General features: G+C 57.7%; 14 protein-coding genes. 5 read left to right on the top strand and 9 right to left on the bottom strand.

Features of this window, described 5'->3' with window-relative positions:
* Positions 1 to 224: 224 nt before the first annotated feature.
* From IG168_RS05100 to IG168_RS05070, 7 genes are all read right to left on the bottom strand, one after another.
* Positions 225 to 578, bottom strand: coding sequence for a hypothetical protein (locus IG168_RS05100; RefSeq protein ID WP_193162456.1), 354 nt, complete (start codon positions 576 to 578; stop codon positions 225 to 227).
* Between the two features lie 151 nt (positions 579 to 729).
* Positions 730 to 1,149: a DUF4234 domain-containing protein gene (locus IG168_RS05095; RefSeq protein ID WP_193162454.1), complete on the bottom strand. Its 420-nt coding sequence runs from the start codon at positions 1,147 to 1,149 to the stop codon at positions 730 to 732.
* 481 nt (positions 1,150 to 1,630) lie between these two features.
* Positions 1,631 to 2,116 carry an RDD family protein gene (locus tag IG168_RS05090; RefSeq protein WP_193162452.1) on the bottom strand — a complete coding sequence of 162 codons (486 nt, stop codon included), beginning with the start codon at positions 2,114 to 2,116 and terminating at the stop codon, positions 1,631 to 1,633.
* Between the two features lie 114 nt (positions 2,117 to 2,230).
* Entirely contained in the window at positions 2,231 to 4,954 is a 2,724-nt protein-coding gene (gene pepN / locus IG168_RS05085; RefSeq protein WP_193162450.1) for an aminopeptidase N, read from the bottom strand.
* A 310-nt stretch (positions 4,955 to 5,264) separates the two neighbouring features.
* A complete protein-coding gene (gene pepN / locus IG168_RS05080) occupies positions 5,265 to 7,958 on the bottom strand; it encodes an aminopeptidase N (RefSeq protein WP_193162448.1) in 2,694 nt (897 codons plus the stop codon).
* Positions 7,959 to 8,199: 241 nt separating this feature from the next.
* On the bottom strand, positions 8,200 to 9,693 hold the full coding sequence (locus tag IG168_RS05075; protein ID WP_193162446.1) for a CoA-acylating methylmalonate-semialdehyde dehydrogenase: 1,494 nt from the start codon (positions 9,691 to 9,693) through the stop codon (positions 8,200 to 8,202).
* 75 nt (positions 9,694 to 9,768) lie between these two features.
* On the bottom strand, positions 9,769 to 11,109 hold the full coding sequence (locus IG168_RS05070; RefSeq protein WP_193162444.1) for an aspartate aminotransferase family protein: 1,341 nt from the start codon (positions 11,107 to 11,109) through the stop codon (positions 9,769 to 9,771).
* Between the two features lie 155 nt (positions 11,110 to 11,264).
* On the opposite strand from IG168_RS05070, the gene IG168_RS05065 reads away from it, so the two are divergent.
* The 5 genes from IG168_RS05065 (at position 11,265) to IG168_RS05045 (ending at position 15,806) form a co-directional block, all read left to right on the top strand.
* The gene (locus IG168_RS05065; protein ID WP_193162442.1) at positions 11,265 to 12,188 is read left to right on the top strand and encodes a LysR family transcriptional regulator; all 924 of its coding nucleotides are present in this window, start codon (positions 11,265 to 11,267) and stop codon (positions 12,186 to 12,188) included.
* Positions 12,189 to 12,386: 198 nt separating this feature from the next.
* On the top strand, positions 12,387 to 12,827 hold the full coding sequence (gene slyA, locus IG168_RS05060; protein ID WP_193162440.1) for a transcriptional regulator SlyA: 441 nt from the start codon (positions 12,387 to 12,389) through the stop codon (positions 12,825 to 12,827).
* Positions 12,824 to 13,888 carry an HlyD family secretion protein gene (locus IG168_RS05055; RefSeq protein ID WP_193162430.1) on the top strand — a complete coding sequence of 355 codons (1,065 nt, stop codon included), beginning with the start codon at positions 12,824 to 12,826 and terminating at the stop codon, positions 13,886 to 13,888. Before slyA ends, IG168_RS05055 begins: the two co-directional genes overlap by 4 nt.
* A gap of 21 nt (positions 13,889 to 13,909) precedes the next feature.
* Positions 13,910 to 14,923, top strand: a complete 1,014-nt coding sequence (locus IG168_RS05050) for a DUF2955 domain-containing protein (RefSeq protein ID WP_193162427.1) — start codon at positions 13,910 to 13,912, stop codon at positions 14,921 to 14,923.
* A 364-nt stretch (positions 14,924 to 15,287) separates the two neighbouring features.
* Positions 15,288 to 15,806, top strand: coding sequence for a hypothetical protein (locus IG168_RS05045; RefSeq protein WP_193162425.1), 519 nt, complete (start codon positions 15,288 to 15,290; stop codon positions 15,804 to 15,806).
* 165 nt (positions 15,807 to 15,971) lie between these two features.
* On the opposite strand, the gene IG168_RS05040 is transcribed toward IG168_RS05045, so the two are convergent.
* Positions 15,972 to 17,456: a serine/threonine-protein kinase gene (locus tag IG168_RS05040; protein ID WP_193162423.1), complete on the bottom strand. Its 1,485-nt coding sequence runs from the start codon at positions 17,454 to 17,456 to the stop codon at positions 15,972 to 15,974.
* 233 nt (positions 17,457 to 17,689) lie between these two features.
* Complete coding sequence (locus IG168_RS05035; protein WP_226876547.1) at positions 17,690 to 18,283, bottom strand: phosphoribosyltransferase; 594 nt, start codon at positions 18,281 to 18,283, stop codon at positions 17,690 to 17,692.
* Positions 18,284 to 18,290: the final 7 nt, after the last annotated feature.

Here is an 18,290-nt window from a genome sequence, read left to right as displayed (position 1 = left end):
GGAATCCCTCCCGGTGGTTTCTTATTATGTCCTCTCGTATTCAGCGTAAGCACAAAATCCCGTTTGTGCCAAAAAATTGATCTTAAAGTCGCGAAGTTGTTCGATATTTGATCGTGTGTTACTGCTTTTTTAGAGGCAGGCGGAGAAGGTTCGGGGGGCAGGGCTTTTCGCTGGTGGGCCCGGAATTGTCGAGACCCACCCGATTAGCAACCTTCCAACCCTATTTACTGACTCTGAAGCAGTGTCAGTAAATTGCCGAATTTGGAGAGCAGTATTACTACGCTGGCCCAGAAAAAAACCTTGACGCGAGACGCTGGGTTCCTGAAACCCTTGCCGATCTGGAACAGGCCGACAATCAAGAAGGGAATCAGGATGACAGAACTCAACTGACCAATCACGTAACCCTGCGCGCTTGCCTGTGGGAGCGCTTCCGGAATCCTGATCAACGGAACTGTCAGGAACCCGTTGATCACGACGAGCAAGATACTGAAAGCAATCAGCAGTTTGCTTCTTTTTTTCGGTTCTGAGTTCCGGGTGACTTCTGCTTGCGGTGCTGAATAGATATTGTCCTGGCTCATTGTTTTTATATTCCTTTATCAGGTTAATTTATTTTGGGAGTGCAACTAATCCAATCGCAATCAACAAAATCTGGATTGAGAGGACATGAAAGATTAGATCAATATAATTTTCAGGTCATCAAGGCACTTCCCTGTGCAATGCGCTTAGAAATTACTCGGCGCCCTGATTGGCATCGTCAATGCACTGGTTGATCTTGTACTGCAGGTAAATTGCCGAGAAGAAAAAGGTCAATACCGGGCCTACAGAATACTTGGCTCCAAAACGCTCGTTCATCATGTCCTGCAGCCGATTTCTTACCTTGAACAGGGACGCCAGGTAGCTAACCATGTAGACAATGTTTGTCGCCAGAAGAAGTGTCGCAACTGCGGCACTTTGCCCGAGAAAACCTCCGAAGAAGGCGATGATGAAGGAGATTACCAGCAGGTTAAGCCATACCATGGAAATCTTGTTTTCGTGGTGCTGGTTGATGATGTTGGCGCGAGTATACAGCCAGTAAATCGGGTAGATACCAAGGGTTATCAGGGACAGTCCAAAGACTCCCCAGGCACTGAACCTGCTGAACTCAGACATTCCCTCACTGTCAGTATGGCTAGCCACCTCAGAGTTCGGTGCGGCATAAGGATTTTGACTCATTGTATATTCTCTATTTTGTTTAACTTTTCCAAGAACCCAGATAACACACCGGCAACTTTCCAGTAGATGGATTCTGCGAGCAACGGATATCCCTCCCCTGTAACAGCTCCCCAAAATAGGCTCTCGGGAGGAAGTCAGGTTGCCCGGTATCAAGCCCGGTGTGTGGCGTATTTTATAACATGCTGTCGGGGGTTCAGCGAGTCTGTGAAATGTCGTGTAATACGTGCTGCGCAATAATTAATCGATTTGTGCAGGGCGAAAATTTATCGGCTGGAGAAAACAAAAGAGGCCTTCGCGGGCCTCTTTACAATGGACTGATCTAATCGGATTAGCGCCTTTGTTCAGCGCGTCATTACCAATACGCGATAGGGGTGATCAAGTGGTGAAAGGTCAGGGCCAACCATGCCAGCTCGGCTTTTTAAGTTTCAGAGAACTCGACGTTTTCAACACCGCCATCTTTGGGGCGGATAACCACTGTACCCGCCATTTTGTCGTGCCAGCCCTGCTTTTTGGAATCCCAGGCAATCCACAGGAATCCCAGGCACAGCGGAATGGTTGAGACGATATAGCCTATATAGCGGATGACAGATTGTTGCACCGTAGGTGCCTTGCCGGTTCTGGCATCAACGATCCGTGCTTTTACCGCCATTTTCCCCGGGGTTGCCGATTTGTAAATCCAGAACAGGATTGTTGCCACAAAGGGAAACACGTACGAGATCAGGACATCGGCCGGCCCCTTGATGAGGCTTGCACTCGACCAGTAATAATCGCCATAGATCGCTGCCAGCAGCGGCAGCGTGAAAATCAGCAGGATCAGCGTATCCAGCAGGGAGGCGCCGAAGCGGATCCAGAAACCTGCATATTGATATTCGGATGCCGGATTTGCGTTTCTATTTTCGTTCATCACTGTACCTCTATCTGCTATGCATCTGTAACGCTTGGAAATAACGGGTGAAGGGGCGCTGCGCTGAAGCGGCAATAGTCCCGGACGTAATCCGGGACTATTGCCGGATCCTATTTATTCCAGATAGGTGGTCGGCATCGCCAGACAGCGCTCACTCTGCTGCTTGCGGTTTTTCAGCACCCGTCCCAGCGCCGGAATCAGGTCCGGGTTTTGCTCCAGGACGTCGCTGTACTGAGCAATTCCTGTCTTGTCGCACACAATCGGGAAGACCAGCGCATAGGCCTTGTTGTACAGCGTGTCGTCTGTCGCATTAACCGTGGGTACGGCGGTGAAGATCTTCGCGCTGACATCCCGATACAGGTTCAGCTGTTCTGCCGGGAACAGGGCGTGCGCAGCCGCCTTGATCTGGCTGAGCTTGTACTGATCGCGCTTGTTGAGGATGTTGTCCAGCCACTCGGTCTTCGCCTCTTTGGTGGGGCGAATGGCCTGCGCACTGATGGCGGCATTCTGGCCGCGAGCGGAGTTGTCCCGCTTCATTTCATCCTGCAACAACTTGTCGTAATCACCGTGCTGGCGACGGTTGAGCAGTATCACCAGTTCCCAGCGCTTGTCCTGGTCCATCTGCAGGCCGTCGATTTCCAGACTGCCTGTGAGCAGTTGCTCGGCACTTTTCAGGGCCTTGCTCGAATGGGCGACCGCAGTGAAAGTGTCGAACCAGGTCTGCTGGGCGTCACTACCGGCAGGCGCGCTGTTGAGCTGGCGCCAGACGAAAGACTCGATCGCCTGCAACCGTTGTTCGCGTACTTCGGTGGGCAGGTCAATGCGGTGCAGATAAGCGGCGGCATTCTGGAGGTGGGTGCTGATCAGGCGGATGATATTGATATCGGTTTCCGCGCCGGCATTATCGACGGCGAACTCAACCCACTGGTTCAGTGGCAGCTTGCCATCAATGACGCTGTCGAACTGGCTCTGCCATAGCATCAGCCGCGTAAAGGAGCTCTCGATATCGTTGATATGCTGGGTAACCTGTTCGACGGACTTGTCGTCCAGCGCGACTTTGACGTAGCCCCAGTCTTCATCGTTCGGGAACAGGATCTGCGGGCAGGGTGCACCCACAGCTTCTTTCACTTCAGTGTGTTCACCACTGTAGACTACCGGCAGGGCCTGGACGCGGGTCATGCGGTCGTCCTGCATGCGGTAGAGCCCCAGTTGTACCTTCTGTTCGCGCAGCACCGGGAATTCCTTCGGCGCGGTCTGGTGCAGGTTCAGGTAGGTGACTTTATCGTTTTTGCACTGGTAGGTGGCGGAGATGGTGTTCACGCCGGCCTTGTACAGCCAGGCCTGGGTCCACTCGTCCAGGTTTTTATTGGCGGCTCTACCCAGGTGCCCCATAAAGTCTTTCAATTCCGCATTGCCGAACGAGAAATCCTTCAGGTAGCTGCTCACACCCTGGCGGAAGGCTTCCTTGCCCAGGTAGTAGGGCAGCTGCTCCAGCACGGAGCCGCCCTTACCATAGGTAATGCCGTCAAAGTTGGAGAATGCTTCATCGGTGTTGGCGACCGGCAGTTCGATCGGATGCGTGGTGACCAGGGAATCGGAATCGTAAGCCCAGCGCTTGGAACCCAGATAGAAGTTCTGCCACACATCCTTGAAGTCGGGGTTGTGCGACAGCGCGAGACTGGCCATGTAGGTGGCGAAGCTCTCTTTCAGCCACAGGCCGTTCCACCATTTCATGGTGACCAGGTCGCCAAACCACATATGTGCCATTTCGTGGGCGATGGTATTGGCGAGGCGCTGGCGCTGGGCCTGGGTTTTTTCGCCTCGGGACACATAGGCTTCGTTAAACGTTACCGCTCCAACGTTTTCCATGGCGCCGATGGTGAAGTCCGGCACGATCAACTGGTCGTATTTACCGAACTGGTAGGGAATGTCGAAATACTTCTGGTAGAAGGCGAAAGCCTGCTGCGTTGCGCTGAACCAGTCGTCCGGCTTGACGTTCTCGGCCAGGCTCTTGCGGGCCATCAGGCGCAGCGGAATACCGTCGGCATCGCTTTCCCACACGACAAAAGGACCCGCGTGCAGGGGGAAGATGTAGGTGGAGAATTTCTTGGTTGCCGGGAAGTGCCAGTGCTTGCGTCCATCTGACAGTTCGTCGACCTTGTCTTCCCGGGTGGTGGTGACCACCTGCCAGTCGCCCGGAGCGGTGACATCGACGGTATAGCTGGCCTTTAGGTCAGGCTGGTCGAACAGCGGGGCGAAGCGGTTGGCCTTGTAGGGCTCGAAATGGGTGTAGAGGTAGACGTTGCCATCCTGCGGGTCTTTGAAATGGTGCAGACCCGAGCCGTCGCTGGAATAGGGGTGCTCAAAGTCGACGGTGATGGCATTGACGCCAACTTTCAACTGATCCGGCTGGATGGTGATGAAGTTGCCGTTGTAGTCGTATGGAATCTCCTGACCGTCGACCCGGACCTTCTTCACGGTACCTTCGCTGAAGTCGACGGTGAGCGGCTGCTGCAGCGGTTTGTCGATGGTGGTCTCGGCGACCACGGTGCCGGAATAGTTTTCTGAATCTCCACTCAGCGCCACGGAGATCTGGTAATCCACGTTGGCGATCTGCTGCTTGCGCATGGCTGCGTATTCGGCGGTGAGCTGCGGCTTGTTGGCGCGCTCGACGATCTGTACCGGTTTGGCAGCTTCAGCCGGTTGCGACGGCTGTTGCGGCGCGGCAGGCGCATCGGGCGCTTCGCTGGCTTTCTGTACCGGTGGATTTTCCTGGCCGCAACTGGCGAGCAGCGCGGTACACAGGAGTGTGGTGGCGAATTTCTGATGGATTTTCATTGGGATCTCCGAACTGAAGGCGGACACCAGTCCAGTTATATCCTGCCCTCCAGGTGACAGTTTTATTTGAGGGGGCTGGTGTTTTTATTCGTGGCACAGGTTATACCACGCCTGTTCATCGGACGCATGGTGTGCTGCGATAAACGGGCCGGCGCAGCCCTTATTCCCAGATATTTTTCTCTTCGCTACGCAGCAGCTGAATCCGATGAACTCTGGGTATTACACTTTCGTGGGGCAATAAAAAAGGCCCCGCAGGGCCTTTCCGGGTTGCGCCCGGCACGGTGGCCGGGGCGCTATCCTGGTGAGGGGATCAGCCCTCTTTTTTCTCCGAAAGCAGCTTGCTCATGGCGACGCAGCGCTGGTTTTCGAAGCGACGGTTTTTCAGCGCTTTCTCCAGCAGCGGGTTCAGCGACTTGCCGCTGTCGAGGACCTTGCTGATCTGGTCGATACCTTGCTGGCTGCAGCTCAGCGGGAACAGGCTGGAATAAGTGCCGATGTATTCCGGGCTGTTGCTCGCATTGACAGTGTCCATCGCGGCAAGAATGCTCTGCAGGTTGTTCTGGTAGAACTTGGACTGCTCTGACGGGAACATATAGTAGGCCGCGGCTTTCAGCTGGCTCAGCTTGAAGTCCTCGTTCTGCTTGAGGATGTTGCCCAGCCACTTGGCCTTGGCTTCCTGTTGCGGGCGTACGGCTTCGGCGGAAATTGCGAAGTTCTGCGCGCGGTCGGAGTTATCCTTGGCCAGTTCACTGTCGATGGCTTTCTGGTAGTCGCCATACAGGTTGCGGTTCTGCAGTACGACCAGGTCCCAGCGCATGTCCGGGTCGAGTTTCAGGCCGTCGATGGCGAGCTCGCCGTTCAGCAGCTTCTCGGCGTTGGCCAGGGCTTCGTCGCTGTGGGCAACACCGGTGAAGGTATCGAACCAGACTTTCTGTGCATCGCTACCGGGCTTGGCCGCCTGCAGCTCTTGCCAGGCAAACTGCTCGATCGCAGTCTGCAGCTCGTCGCGCTTGGCATCGTCGATTTCCACCTGGTTCAGGTAGCCGTAGGCGTTACCCAGGTAGCGGGCGCCCATGCGGATGACGTTGATGTTTTGCTCGGCGCCCATGTTGTCGAGCACGAAGTGTACATACTGGTCCAGCGGCAGTTTTGCGTCATAGACACTGTCGTACATGCTCTGCCACAGCATCAGGCGGGTGAACGGCTCTTCGATGTCGTTGATGTGCTTGGACATGTTGTCAACAGACACCGGATCCAGAGTTACCTTGGCGAAGCCCCAGTCGCCCTCGTTCGGATAGAGGATCTGCGGGCAGGCTTTGCCTACTGCGTCTTTCACTTCGGTGGTTGCGCCTTTGTACAGTACCGGCAGGGCGTCGGTGCGCACCATCTTGCCGTCCTGCATGTTGAACAGGCCCAGCTGGATCTGCTGTTCGCGCAGGGTCGGGTACTCTTCCGGTGCGGTCTGGGTCAGGGTCAGCTTGGTGACCTTGTCATTTTCACACTGGAAGCTGGCGGCGATGGTGTTCAGGCCGGCCTTGTACAGCCATTCCTGCTGCCACTGGTCCAGGTTCTTGCCCGCGGCCTTGCCCAGGTGACCCATGAAGTCGTCCAGGGTGGAGTTGCTGTAGGAAAGGTCTTTCAGGTATTGGCTCACGCCCTGGCGGAATTCTTCTTTACCCAGGTAGTAGGGCAGCTGCTTCAGGATGGAACCGCCCTTGCCGTAGGTGATGCCGTCAAAGTTGGCAAAAGCCTCGTCAGTGTTTTTCACCGGCAGCTGGATCGCGTGGGTGGTGGGCAGCTGGTCGGACCGGTAGGCCCACTGCTTGGTGCCCAGGTAGAAGTTTTCCCAGGTGTCCTTGAACTCACTGTTCTCGGCCATGGACAGGTTTGCCATGTACGTGGCGAAGCTCTCGTTCAACCACAGGTCGTTCCACCAGTTCATGGTAACCAGGTCGCCGAACCACATGTGTGCCATTTCGTGGGCGATAACGTTGTTCAGGCGCATGCGCTGGGCTTCGGTCTTGTCACCGCGGGAGACATAGCGTTCGCTGAAAGTGACCGCGCCAACGTTCTCCATCGCACCGGCATTGAAGTCGGGCACGATGACCTGGTCATACTTGCCGAACGGGTATTTGACGTCGAAGTACTTCTGGAAGAAGTCGAAGGACTTGTGGGTGAACTTGAACCAGTCGTCGACCTTCACATACGGCGCCAGGCTCTGGCGGGCCATCACGCGCAGCGGAATATCACCGCTGTTGTCTTCCCACACCTTGTACGGGCCTGCGTGCAGGGAGAACACGTAAGTGGAGAATTTCTTGGTGGTCGGGAAGGTCCACTCGTTGTACTGGTCGTCCAGCTCCTTCTTGGAATCTTCTCGGGCGGAAGACACTACCTGCCAGTCTTTCGGCGCCTTCACGGTCAGGGTGTAGGTGGCCTTCAGGTTCGGCTGGTCGAAGTTCGGGAACAGCTGGTTGGAATCGTAGGGCTCGAAATCGGTGTACATGTACACCTTGCCGTCCGCCGGATCTTCGAAGCGGTACAGGCCGGAGCCGTCGATGGAATACGGGTGCTGGTAGGCGATGGAGATGGTGTTGTCGCCGTCCTTCAGGTGTTCCGGTGCAATGGTGATGAACTTATCGTTGTAGTCCACCGGAATTTCTTTGCCGTTCACCGAGACACTGTCGACGGTGCCGTCGATGAAGTCCAGGGTCAGAGCTTCCTTCGGCGCGCCGTTCAGCTTGGCGTGCACGTCCACTTTTCCGCTGAAGCTCTTGCCGGTCTTGTCCAGGTTTACCGACAGAGTGTAATCCACATCGGCAACCTGCTGCTTGCGCAACTTGGCGTAGCTCTCGCTCAGGGAGGCGACGTCTTCGCGCACCGCCGCGGTCTTGGTTACCGCCGGGCTGGCTTCGGTTTTGGTGGATTTTTCTTCATGCCCCTGGCCACAGGCGGCCAGTACCGCGCTACACAGTAGTGTCGCGGCAAACTTTCCAGTTCTAATCATTATTTCCCCCCCAAGGGATTTGGTACGAATTACAGCAAACCGCTACTTATATCACGATTGAACGCAGCAGGCGGGCAACTCATCGCAGTTCTGGCGCAGGTTATCGCGGTGTCGAAAAGCGTTTTGGCAGATGGCGGCACTTTGGCCGAAATTCAGGCAGCACGGACAAATCCGGGAAGTAGAGGAGGCTGACAGGCGTACGAACCTGGATCCGCCCGTTGCCGGGCGGATCCAGGGGCGATCAGTTACTCGGGAAGGAGAACTGCGCACCCTCGCGCACGCCGCTGGACGGCCAGCGCTGGGTGACGGTCTTGCGGTTGGTGTAGAAGCGCACACCGTCCGGGCCGTAAGCGGACAGGCTGCCGAACAGGGAACGCTTCCAACCGCCGAAGCTGTGGTAGGCCACCGGTACCGGCAGCGGTACGTTGATACCCACCATGCCGACAAGGATGTTGTCGCTGAAATAGCGCGCCGCCTCGCCGTCGCGAGTGAAGATGCAGGTACCGTTGCCGTACTCGTGATCGTTGATCATCTGCATGGCTTCTTCCATGCTGTTCGCGCGCACCACCAGCAGCACCGGGCCGAAGATTTCTTCTTCGTAGCAGGTCATGCCCGGCTTCACATTGTCGATCAGGGTGCCGCCGACGAAGAAGCCGTTCTCGTAGCCTTCCACCGCCGGATTGCGGCCGTCCACCACGATGGTTGCGCCCTGTTCCGCGGCGCTGGCGATATAGCCATTCACCTTGTTTCTGTGTGCCTCGGTGATCACCGGGCCGAAGTCGTTGCTGCTGTCGGTGTAAGCGCCCACTTTCAGCTTCTGCATTTCGCCACTCATCTTCTCGATGAAGGTATCGGCCGCTTCGTCGCCGACACACACGGCTACTGACAGGGCCATGCAGCGCTCGCCGGAGGAGCCGAAGGCGGCACCGGTCAGTGCGGACACAGCGTTGTCCATATCGGCGTCGGGCATGATGATGGCGTGGTTCTTGGCACCGCCGAGGGCCTGGCAGCGTTTGCCGTGGGCGGAAGCGGTGGCGTAGACGTACTCGGCAATCGGTGTGGAGCCGACAAAGCTCACCGCCTGTACGCGGGCATCGGTCAGCAGGGTATCCACGGCCACTTTATCGCCGTTGACCAGGTTCAGTACGCCGTCCGGCAGGCCGGCCTCCTGCATCAGCTGCGCCAGGAACAGCGCCGCCGACGGGTCGCGTTCGGACGGTTTCAGCACAAAAGTATTGCCGCAGACGATGGCCAGCGGGTACATCCACAGCGGCACCATGGCCGGGAAGTTGAACGGCGTAATGCCGGCCACGACGCCCAGCGGCTGCATCTCGCTCCAGGAGTCGATGTTCGGGCCCACGTTGCGGCTGTGCTCGCCCTTCAGCATCTGCGGTGCGTAGCAGGCAAAGTCTACATTCTCGATACCGCGGGTCAGTTCGCCCATGGCGTCGTGGGAAATCTTGCCGTGCTCTTCACCGATCATTGCGCAGATCTGCTCGGCGTTGTCTTCCAGCAGCTGCTTGTAGCGGAACATGATCTTGGCGCGCTTGGCCGGCGGCGTGTTGCGCCAGGCGGGGTAGGCGGCCTGGGCCGCGGCAATGGCTTCCTCGACGGTGTCTTTCGCAGCGATTGCCACCTGCTTGGTAACTTCGCCGGTGGCCGGATTGAATACGTCCTGGGTGCGCTCTGCCGCTTCGGTGGTCTGGCCGTTAATAAAATGACCCACAATGCTCATGAGTAAACCTCTCTATTCTTTGAATAATTAAATCTTTTATTTTGCTATCCCGGCGCAGGCCGGGATCCGTGGTGATTACTGGCTGTCCGCGACCAATTTGATGCAGTCGCCCAGCGCATTAACGAGCCGGTCGATCTCTTCGGGCTGCGCCACAAACGGCATGCCCAGCTGTACGGTGTCGCCACCATAGCGCACATAGAAGCCCTTCTCCCACATCTTCATGGCGATCTGGTAGGGGCGCAGCAGTGGCTCGCCCGGCGCCGCCTCGATGGTGAGGCCGGCGGCCACGCCGCAGTTGCGGATGTCGGTCACCAGGGGTAAGCCCTTCAGCTGGTGCACACTCTCTTCCAGTACTGTGGCCAGTTCGCCGGCGCGGGCGAACAGGTTTTCCTTTTCGAGAATATCCAGTGAGGCCAGCGCTGCGGCGCAGGCGACCGGGTGGGCGGAATAGGTGTAACCGTGGGGCAGTTCCAGCAGGTAATCGTGGCCGCCCTGTTCCATGAAGGTGTCGTAGATCTCCTGCTTGGCGATCACCGCGCCCATCGGCACGGCGCCATTGGTCAGCTGCTTGGCGGTATTGAGGATATCCGGTGTCACGCCGAAGGCCTCGGCACCGGTGGCGGCGCCCATACGGCCAAACGCGGTGATGACCTCGTCGAAAATCAGCAGGATGTTGTGCTGGTCGCAGATCTCGCGCAGGCGTTTCAGGTAGCCCACGGGGGGCGGCAGCACGCCGGCGGAGCCCGCCATCGGCTCGACGATAACAGCGGCGATATTGGAGGCATCGTGCAGCGCCACCAGTTCCAGCAGTTCGTCGGCCAGGTGTGCACCCTCTTCCGGCATGCCCTTGCTGAAGCGGTTCTCCGGCAGCACCGTGTGCGCCAGGTGATCGGCGTCCACCGCAGTGCCGTACAGGGCGCGGTTGGCGCCGATGCCGCCGACGCTGATGCCGCCGAAGTTCACCCCGTGGTAACCCTTGGCGCGGCCGATCAGCTTGGTCTTGCTGGGCATGCCCTTCTTGCGCCAGTAGGCGCGGGCGATCTTCAGGGAGGTCTCGGCGGATTCGGAGCCGGAGCCGGTAAAGAAGACGCGGTTCAGGCCTTCCGGCATGAACTGGGTGATGCGCTCGGCCAGCTCGAATGCCTTGGGGTGGCCGAACTGGAACGCCGGGGAGTAGTCGAGTGTGCGCAGCTGTTCGCTGACCGCGTCGGCAATCTCGCTGCGGTTGTGGCCCGCGCCGCAGGTCCACAGGCCGGACAGGCCGTCGAAAATGCGGCGGCCATCGGCGCTGGTGTAGTAGCAGCCCTCGGCACCGGTGATGATGCGGGGGTCCCGTTTGAACTGGCGGTTGGCGGTGTAGGCCATCCAGTGGGCGTCCAGCTGGGCCTGCGTCAGGCCGGCAAACTTGTCGCTCATTTTTATTCTCCGACTCAGATTGGTAATGGATGCCCCGAATTCTGGATCAGGCTCAATGTTTCATAAATTGCAATTTATCGATCTTTAGTTTCATATAGATGCAACTAAGGCTCCTGTTGCGGGCCTCGGAGTCAGGAATGAGTTGGGGTTAGAGAGTGGCGCGTAAACAGGCAGCCCTGCTGGGGCAGTTGAGCGATATCGATCTGCGGCTGTTGCGGGTTTTCCGCGCCGTGGCCGAGGCCGGCGGCTTCTCGGCGGCGGAGCTGGAGCTGAACGTGGGCCGCTCCACCATCAGCCGGCATATCAAGGACCTCGAAGTGCGCCTGGGAGTGACCCTGTGCCGGCGCGGCCGCGGCGGCTTTGCGCTGACTGACGAGGGGCGGCAGATCTACCAGGCCACGCTGCGCCTGCTGGGTTCACTGGATGCCTTCCGCGGCGAGGTGGCGGATGTGCACAAGCGCATGACCGGCCATATCTCCATTGCCCTGTTCGACAAGATGGTCACCAACCCGGCCGCGCATATCGATGAGGCGCTGCGGCGTTTCGATGACCTGGCGCCGGAGGTGAGTCTGGATATCCACATCGAGCCGATCAACGAAGTGGAGCGTGGGGTGATGGAGGGCCGTTTCCAGCTGGGGGTGATCCCGGCCCACCGGGCCTCGCCCAGCCTCGACTATCAACGCCTATTTGACGAGCAGATGTATCTCTACTGCGGCTATCGCCACCCGCTGTTCGGCACCGCCGATATCTCCATCGACGATGATGCCATCCGCAGCTGCAAATACGCCGGTCTCGGCTACCACTCGCCGAACATGGAAGTCGGCAACCGCCTGGGTCTGGAGCGGGATATCACCGTCAACGACCAGGAAGCCATCGTTCACTGCCTGCAGTCCGGCCGCTATATCGGCTACCTGCCGGACCACTACGCGGAAACCTTCGTCAAGCGCGGGGAGATTCGTGCGGTATGCCCGCAGCGCTATCAGTACCGCTGCGAGTTTGTCGCGATCCAGCGGGTATCACCGAAGCCGTCGCGCATTGTGCAGACGTTCTGGCAGTGTCTGGCGGAGGCCCACGGGTAGGCCATTCCCATAGCCAGATATTGGTCGACTCCCGGAAAGGCTCCTCTCTTCCCATCTTTTATCTTCCCGCCCGTGTTGCGCGAACCGCGCCGGCCAGTGGTTGCGCGCGCCTATCTGACCGGCTAGTCTCCTTTCTATTTCGTTAGCATGCTAACTATGTGCTATATTGCTTAGCATGCTAATTAATAGAGGTGCCTTATGGAGAGCAATCTGGGCTGGTTGATGAATCGCGCCGGACATATCTGGCGCACCGTCGTCGACCACTATATGGCCGAGCTGGGGCTGACCCAGACCCGCTGGGTGGCTTTGCTGGTACTGGACAAGGTAGGCGAGGGTTGCACCCAGACCGTGCTGGCGGCCAACGTCGGTGTCGAACAGCCCTCGCTGGTGCGCACGCTCGGCCAGCTGGAAGAGGCTGGCCTGATCGAGCGGCGCACCAATCCCGAAGACGGCCGCTGCCGCACCGTCTGGTTAACCGATGCGGGCAGGGAGTTGCTCGGCAAAATGGAAGTCGTTGCCCGGGATGGCCGCAAATTGCTGCTGAAGGGCGTCAGTAGCGAGCAGCGCAAGATGCTGCACGACGTATTGGAAATCATCATCAGTAACGCGCAAGCGGTACTCGAAGAGGAAAGAAAATGACAGCAGACAAGCATTTCAATCGTTGGATGCGTCGTGCCGGCGCGCTGTTCCTGCTTGTGCTTGCCTATGTGTTGATGGCCGATATGGTCATCCCCATGACCCCGCATGCCATGGTACAGCGTCCGGTCCTCACCATTGCTCCCCGCGTGGCGGGCGAAGTGGTGGAAGTGGATGTGACCAACAACCAGAAGGTCGAAGCCGGGCAGCTGCTGTTCCGCATTGACCCCAGCGACTATGAACTGGCGGTACAGAAAGCCGAACTGGCGCTGGGCGCCGCCCAGCAGACCAACGACAACCTGCGCGCCCAGCTGGCACAGGCCGATGCGGCGGTGAAAGGATCCGAAGCCGATAACATCGAGAAAAAGCGCGAGTTCAAGCGCTTGCAATCCCTGCGTGCCACCAAGGTGGTCAGTCAGCAGACTCTCGATAAGGCTGCCACCGCTGTGGACACCGCGGCGGCGCAACTGGTTGCCACCAGGGAGAAGCGCCGGGCGATCCAGGTGCAACTGGGTTTCGAGGGCGATAAAAACCTGCTGGTACGTCAGGCCCAGAATCAACTGGATTCCGCCAGGCTGGCACTGTCGCGCACTGAAGTGCGCGCGCCCGAAGATGGTGTTGTTTCCAACCTGCAGCTGGTTTCCGGCATCCAGGCACAGGCCAAACAGTCGTTGATGTCACTGGTTGTCGTTGGCAATGAGCGCATCACCGCCGATTTTCGCGAGAAAACCCTGTCCGATATTACCGACAATGCGCCGGCCTGGGTGGTATTTGATGCGCTGCCGGGCAGGGTATTTTCCGCGACGTTGCGCAGCCGCGACCTGGGGGTGGCAAAAGGCCAGCTCTCTCCTAACGGCAAACTCGCCGCGCCGGACGAGAGCGACCGCTGGGTGCGCGATGCGCAGCGGGTCCGGGTCTATGTAGAGCTCAATGACAAGCTGCCGCCGTCACTGGTTACCGGATCACGCGCCACCGTCATGTTGGCGGGCACCGACAGCGGACTGCTGCGCTGGATTGGTAAAGTCCAGATGCGCATCGTCAGCCTGCTGCACTTTGTCTATTAATCCCAGAGTCTACTAATCGCCATGTCTACCAATCTCACAGAGCTGGAAAAAAGACGTCTGCTGCGTATTGCTTTCGGCAGTTGCAGTGGTTTTTTCCTGTGTAAGTTATTGGGCTGGCCGTTCGGCATTTTCTTTACGGTTTTCCCCATGCTGCTACTGGGCATGCTGCCCAGGTTCGACCGCCTGATCGCCGCGCAGTTTTTGGGGAGCGCGGTGCTCAACGTGGTGGAGGTGTGGCTCCTGTACACCTTCTTTGCGCCGTATCCGCCGCTGATGACCCTGGCCGTGTTTGCGGTTTTCTGCTGGCATTTCCGCCTGATGGCGAGCACACCCTATTTCCTGTTGGGTGCGGCGGGGTTGGTGACGTTATCGACGTTGCTGCACTTTTCCAGCTATGTCTCTACCAACATCATGGATATGGTGGCCACTATCGGGCTGGCATCGCTCTTCTCGGTAGTGGCCGCCGCAGTGTTGTACTGGCTGATTCCGGAAACCGAAACTGTCGCGCCACCGCCGCGGCAGAACCTGACAGCATCGCAGATCAATCACCGCACGCTGATGGGCGCCATACTGGCCACGTTGTCGTTTATGGTTTTCCAGACCCTGGATCTGAAAGACTCCCTGTCGGCCCAGGTGGCGACAATGCTGGTGCTCTTCCCGATGACCTACCAGGGCACACTGATCGCCGCGTGGAAACGCTGCCAGGGCGTTGCCTATGGCTGTGTACTCGCTATCGGCGTGCAGCTGCTGCTGTACGACCTGATCAGTCACCTGCTTCTGGTCGTATTGGCACTCTTCATTACCGTGCTGATGACGGCAAAACTGCACCTGGTGGAACGCGCAGGCTCCGGCATGGGGTTCGGGGCACTGACCACGGTCGGCATCCTGTTCGGCCAATATATGCAGCCGCACAAGGATATCCTCTACGGTACCGCCTACCGTCTGACATCCGTCACCGTCGCGCTACTGGTGCTGATGCTGTTTGCCTACCTGCTCGACGGCTTTCTCAACCGCTTTGAACTGACCAGAAATTAATGGGCGGTGATGCCCTCATGTATGGCGGGATTCTCATCAATTGAATCTCGGCGCCTGAGTAATCAATGGAATTAGTCCCGCATTCAGTCGAAGTTGCTATTTTCTCGACGCCATAAAACGCCGATATTATCAGTCGTAAATCGCCGACCGTCGTAAATTGGATACCCGCCCATTCGTGATATTTCTTGCCGGTAAAGTCGACCGGCGAGGTTGCCTCTTACCGTAATGTACCAGCGCGTTAATGCGGAACAGGCGTACTGAGGGGCATGGCACTATTGCGCAATTGCAACTGCTTTCAGGTATCCTCGAGTTACATGATCCCATTCTCTATGCAAAAAACCGAAATTTCCTGCTTGGGGGCAAGATGAATATAACAACCAGAAGTACTCTGTTCGCGGTGATTTCCCTGCTCATGGTAATGCCAGTAAAGGCAGAAACCACACACGATAAGGTCTACGCGCCGACTTTGGCTGAGTATATACAGGCTATCGCGCAGATAGATCATCTCTCATCTGGGAATTGCGCCTATGCAACGCGCGATATGGGTTTTGATTTTGAACAGGCGCTCTCGGAAGGTCTTCAGGGGTTCAGTGAGGAGAACCAGAAAATAATTGCCGAGAAGAGGGCGAATGGCGAGTGGGATGCAATGCTGGAAAAGAGCAACGCCGCTTACGAAAAAATTGTACAGACGGTCATTAAAGGTAAAGACGAGAATGCTGGCTGCGGTTTTATGCTCGGGATGGCGGTAGGGAAATACCTCAGAACCAAGCAGGTTTTGGCTATGGCCAGAAGTAAAAACATGACCTTCTCGATATCCCAGAAGGCCGATCCGGACAAAGTTAATAGGGAGTTGGAGAGTAGAAGATCCCAGGCGAGCCAGTAGTCAAAAAATATAAGACCGAAAAATTCCACGGGTGTTATATTGGGAAGTTTTCGGTCTTTTTACATTTGTCGAATTTATTGGTGCCCAACTCGCCTGCGCAGCAGTAAGCTCAGCGGAGACGGGCCCGATTGATCAAACCAGCGCGGCAATCCTGCCCGCGTCGACTCAACCCTTGCCGTCGATGGTTTCCCGGATTTTGCCGAACACGTTGCGAATCAGCTTTTTTGCCGCCGGCATTTTCTCGTCGATCTCAGTGCGCAAGGCGAGCAGCTCCTTACTCTCCGGTTGGATACGCAGGCCGCGCTTTACGTTGTAATCGGCCCGTTTGAGATCGTCCTCGAGCAGGCTGGCGCGGGCGCGGCGAGCAAACTCCGCCGCCAACTGCTTCATGCCCGCATTGGCCTGCGGGTTTTCCGGATCCAGTGCCAGCGCCTTGCGGTAATAGTGGAGTGCGTTGTCACCCTTGGGGCGATTCAGACGGCCGCTTTCCAGCGCTTCGGCACCCTGGGCAACGTAGTCCTCGATCAACCTTGTCGTGACAGTCTCCAGGCCCTGATTCGCCTTATTGTTTTCGTTGTCCAGCAGCAGAACCTGGCGATAGTAATAGCGGGCGTTGTCGTGCTCCGGGGAAATATAGCGGCCCTGGTCCAGACTCAGTTCCGCCTGTTCCAGCAGCTGGCGGATTTGTCGGTCGGTCTTGCTTTCATAGGTCAGCGCGAAAACCAGGGCGACTGCGGCCACAATGCCCAGCGCGGGCAGCAGCAGAGGATAGGTCTTACCGCCCAGCCGGATCGCGCCAAACCGCGAGACGATCCCTCCCGTTTTGTCACTGACTTTCCCTATCGCGGTGGGCTTGAGCAATGGCTCGATGGCTTCCACCAGTTCCCGGCAGGACTGGAAGCGCGCGGCCGGCTGCTTCGCCAGCATGCGCGCGAGCAACGGGGACAGATAGTGCAATTCGGCGGGCAAAACCGGAACCGGTTGCTGGATATGATTGATCGCGGTGGAGGTATGGCTATCGCCCTTGAAGGGATTATGCCCGAGCAACAGTTCCAGCAGGATCACGCCCAGGCCATAGATATCCGTGGTGATATCCAGCGGTTGCCCCTGCGCCTGCTCCGGGCTGCTGTAGGACGGGCTGCCCAGGCTAAAGCCGGCCTGGGTCAGGTCGGAGTTGTTGTCCACATCCTTGGCGATACCGAAATCGGTCAGTACCGCGGTGCCATCCTTGCGGAACAGGATATTGGCCGGTTTGACGTCGCGATGGATGATGCCCTTATCGTGCACCACCGCCAGTCCGTCGGCGATCTGCCGGATGAGCCGCAGGGCTGCATCAGGCTGCTGAAACCGGTGCTGGTTATCGGTCAGGTCACCGCCGTCGACATACTCCATGGCGATGTAGTGATCGCCGTTCGCCAGCGAGGAGATATCGTAAATGGTGATGACATGCGGATTGGAAAGGCTGGCGATGAAGTGCGCCTCTTTGACGAAACGCTCATTGATACCTTGCTCGGCACTGTTGCGCAGCACCTTGATGGCTACCTTCCTGTTCAGGGATTCCTGGGTGGCCAGGTAGACCGAAGCCATACCGCCGTGGCCGATCTGGCCGTGCACGGTATAACCGGGAATGTGGATGTCGGAGTGGTTCATATCGCCTGGCTTGCCTGCCAATGGCCGGGGCGTCGGTTTTATAAGCAGTCGGCCCCGGCGTTTTCATTTTGCCTGTGGGCGGCAAGGATACGCCTCTGCCACGGGGAGATAAACCAATTAGCGCACGCTGTGGAATGGAGAAACGCTGTAATTGGGTTAAGCGGTAAAGGGGCGTGACGTTGGTGGGCGAACACCGGGCACGGCCTGTGGCCGCACCCGGGCAGTTGGAACGATCAGGCTGGCTCAGCGACAGGTTCTACAGTCCTTATCCGCTCGATGTACGGCGCCAGCTCCGGCTTGTGCTCGAGAATTTCCTCGCGGGACAGGCCGTCGATCTCGTGCGGAAACACCAGCCACTGGCTGGTTTTGTGGAGGTAGTAATCCGGCTCGCGCTCGGTCTTGTTGTTATGCGGCTTGTAGTACGGCGTGGCCACGCGGATGGCCGGTGTGTTTTTCTTACAGGCCTTGTGCAGGTCCTTGATGGTCTGGTCGATGCTGAGGCCGGAATCGTGCACGTCGTCGACGATCAGCAGGTTGTCGTGGGACTCGAGGCGCTTGATCAGGTAAGTGAGGCCGTGTACGCGCACGTTCTTGTCGCGCTCGCCGATGCCGGTATAGGAGGACGTACGGATCGCAATGTGGTCCGCGTCCACGCCCATCACGTGCAGCAGCTCCTGTACCGCGATACCCACCGGCGCACCGCCACGCCAGACGCCGACGATGTAGTTGGGGCGAAAACCGCTCTGGAAAATTTGCTCTGCGAGCGCGTAGGAATCCGTCAGGAGTTGTTGCGCGCTGATAAAGTGCTTTTTCACGTTACTACTCATTGGAAGA

The organism is Microbulbifer hainanensis (genome assembly GCF_014904735.1).
In the GTDB taxonomy this organism is placed as follows: Bacteria; Pseudomonadota; Gammaproteobacteria; order Pseudomonadales; family Cellvibrionaceae; genus Microbulbifer; species Microbulbifer hainanensis.
Note: the sequence above shows the minus strand (reverse complement) of the source record. Positions and strands in the feature narration are given on the sequence as shown.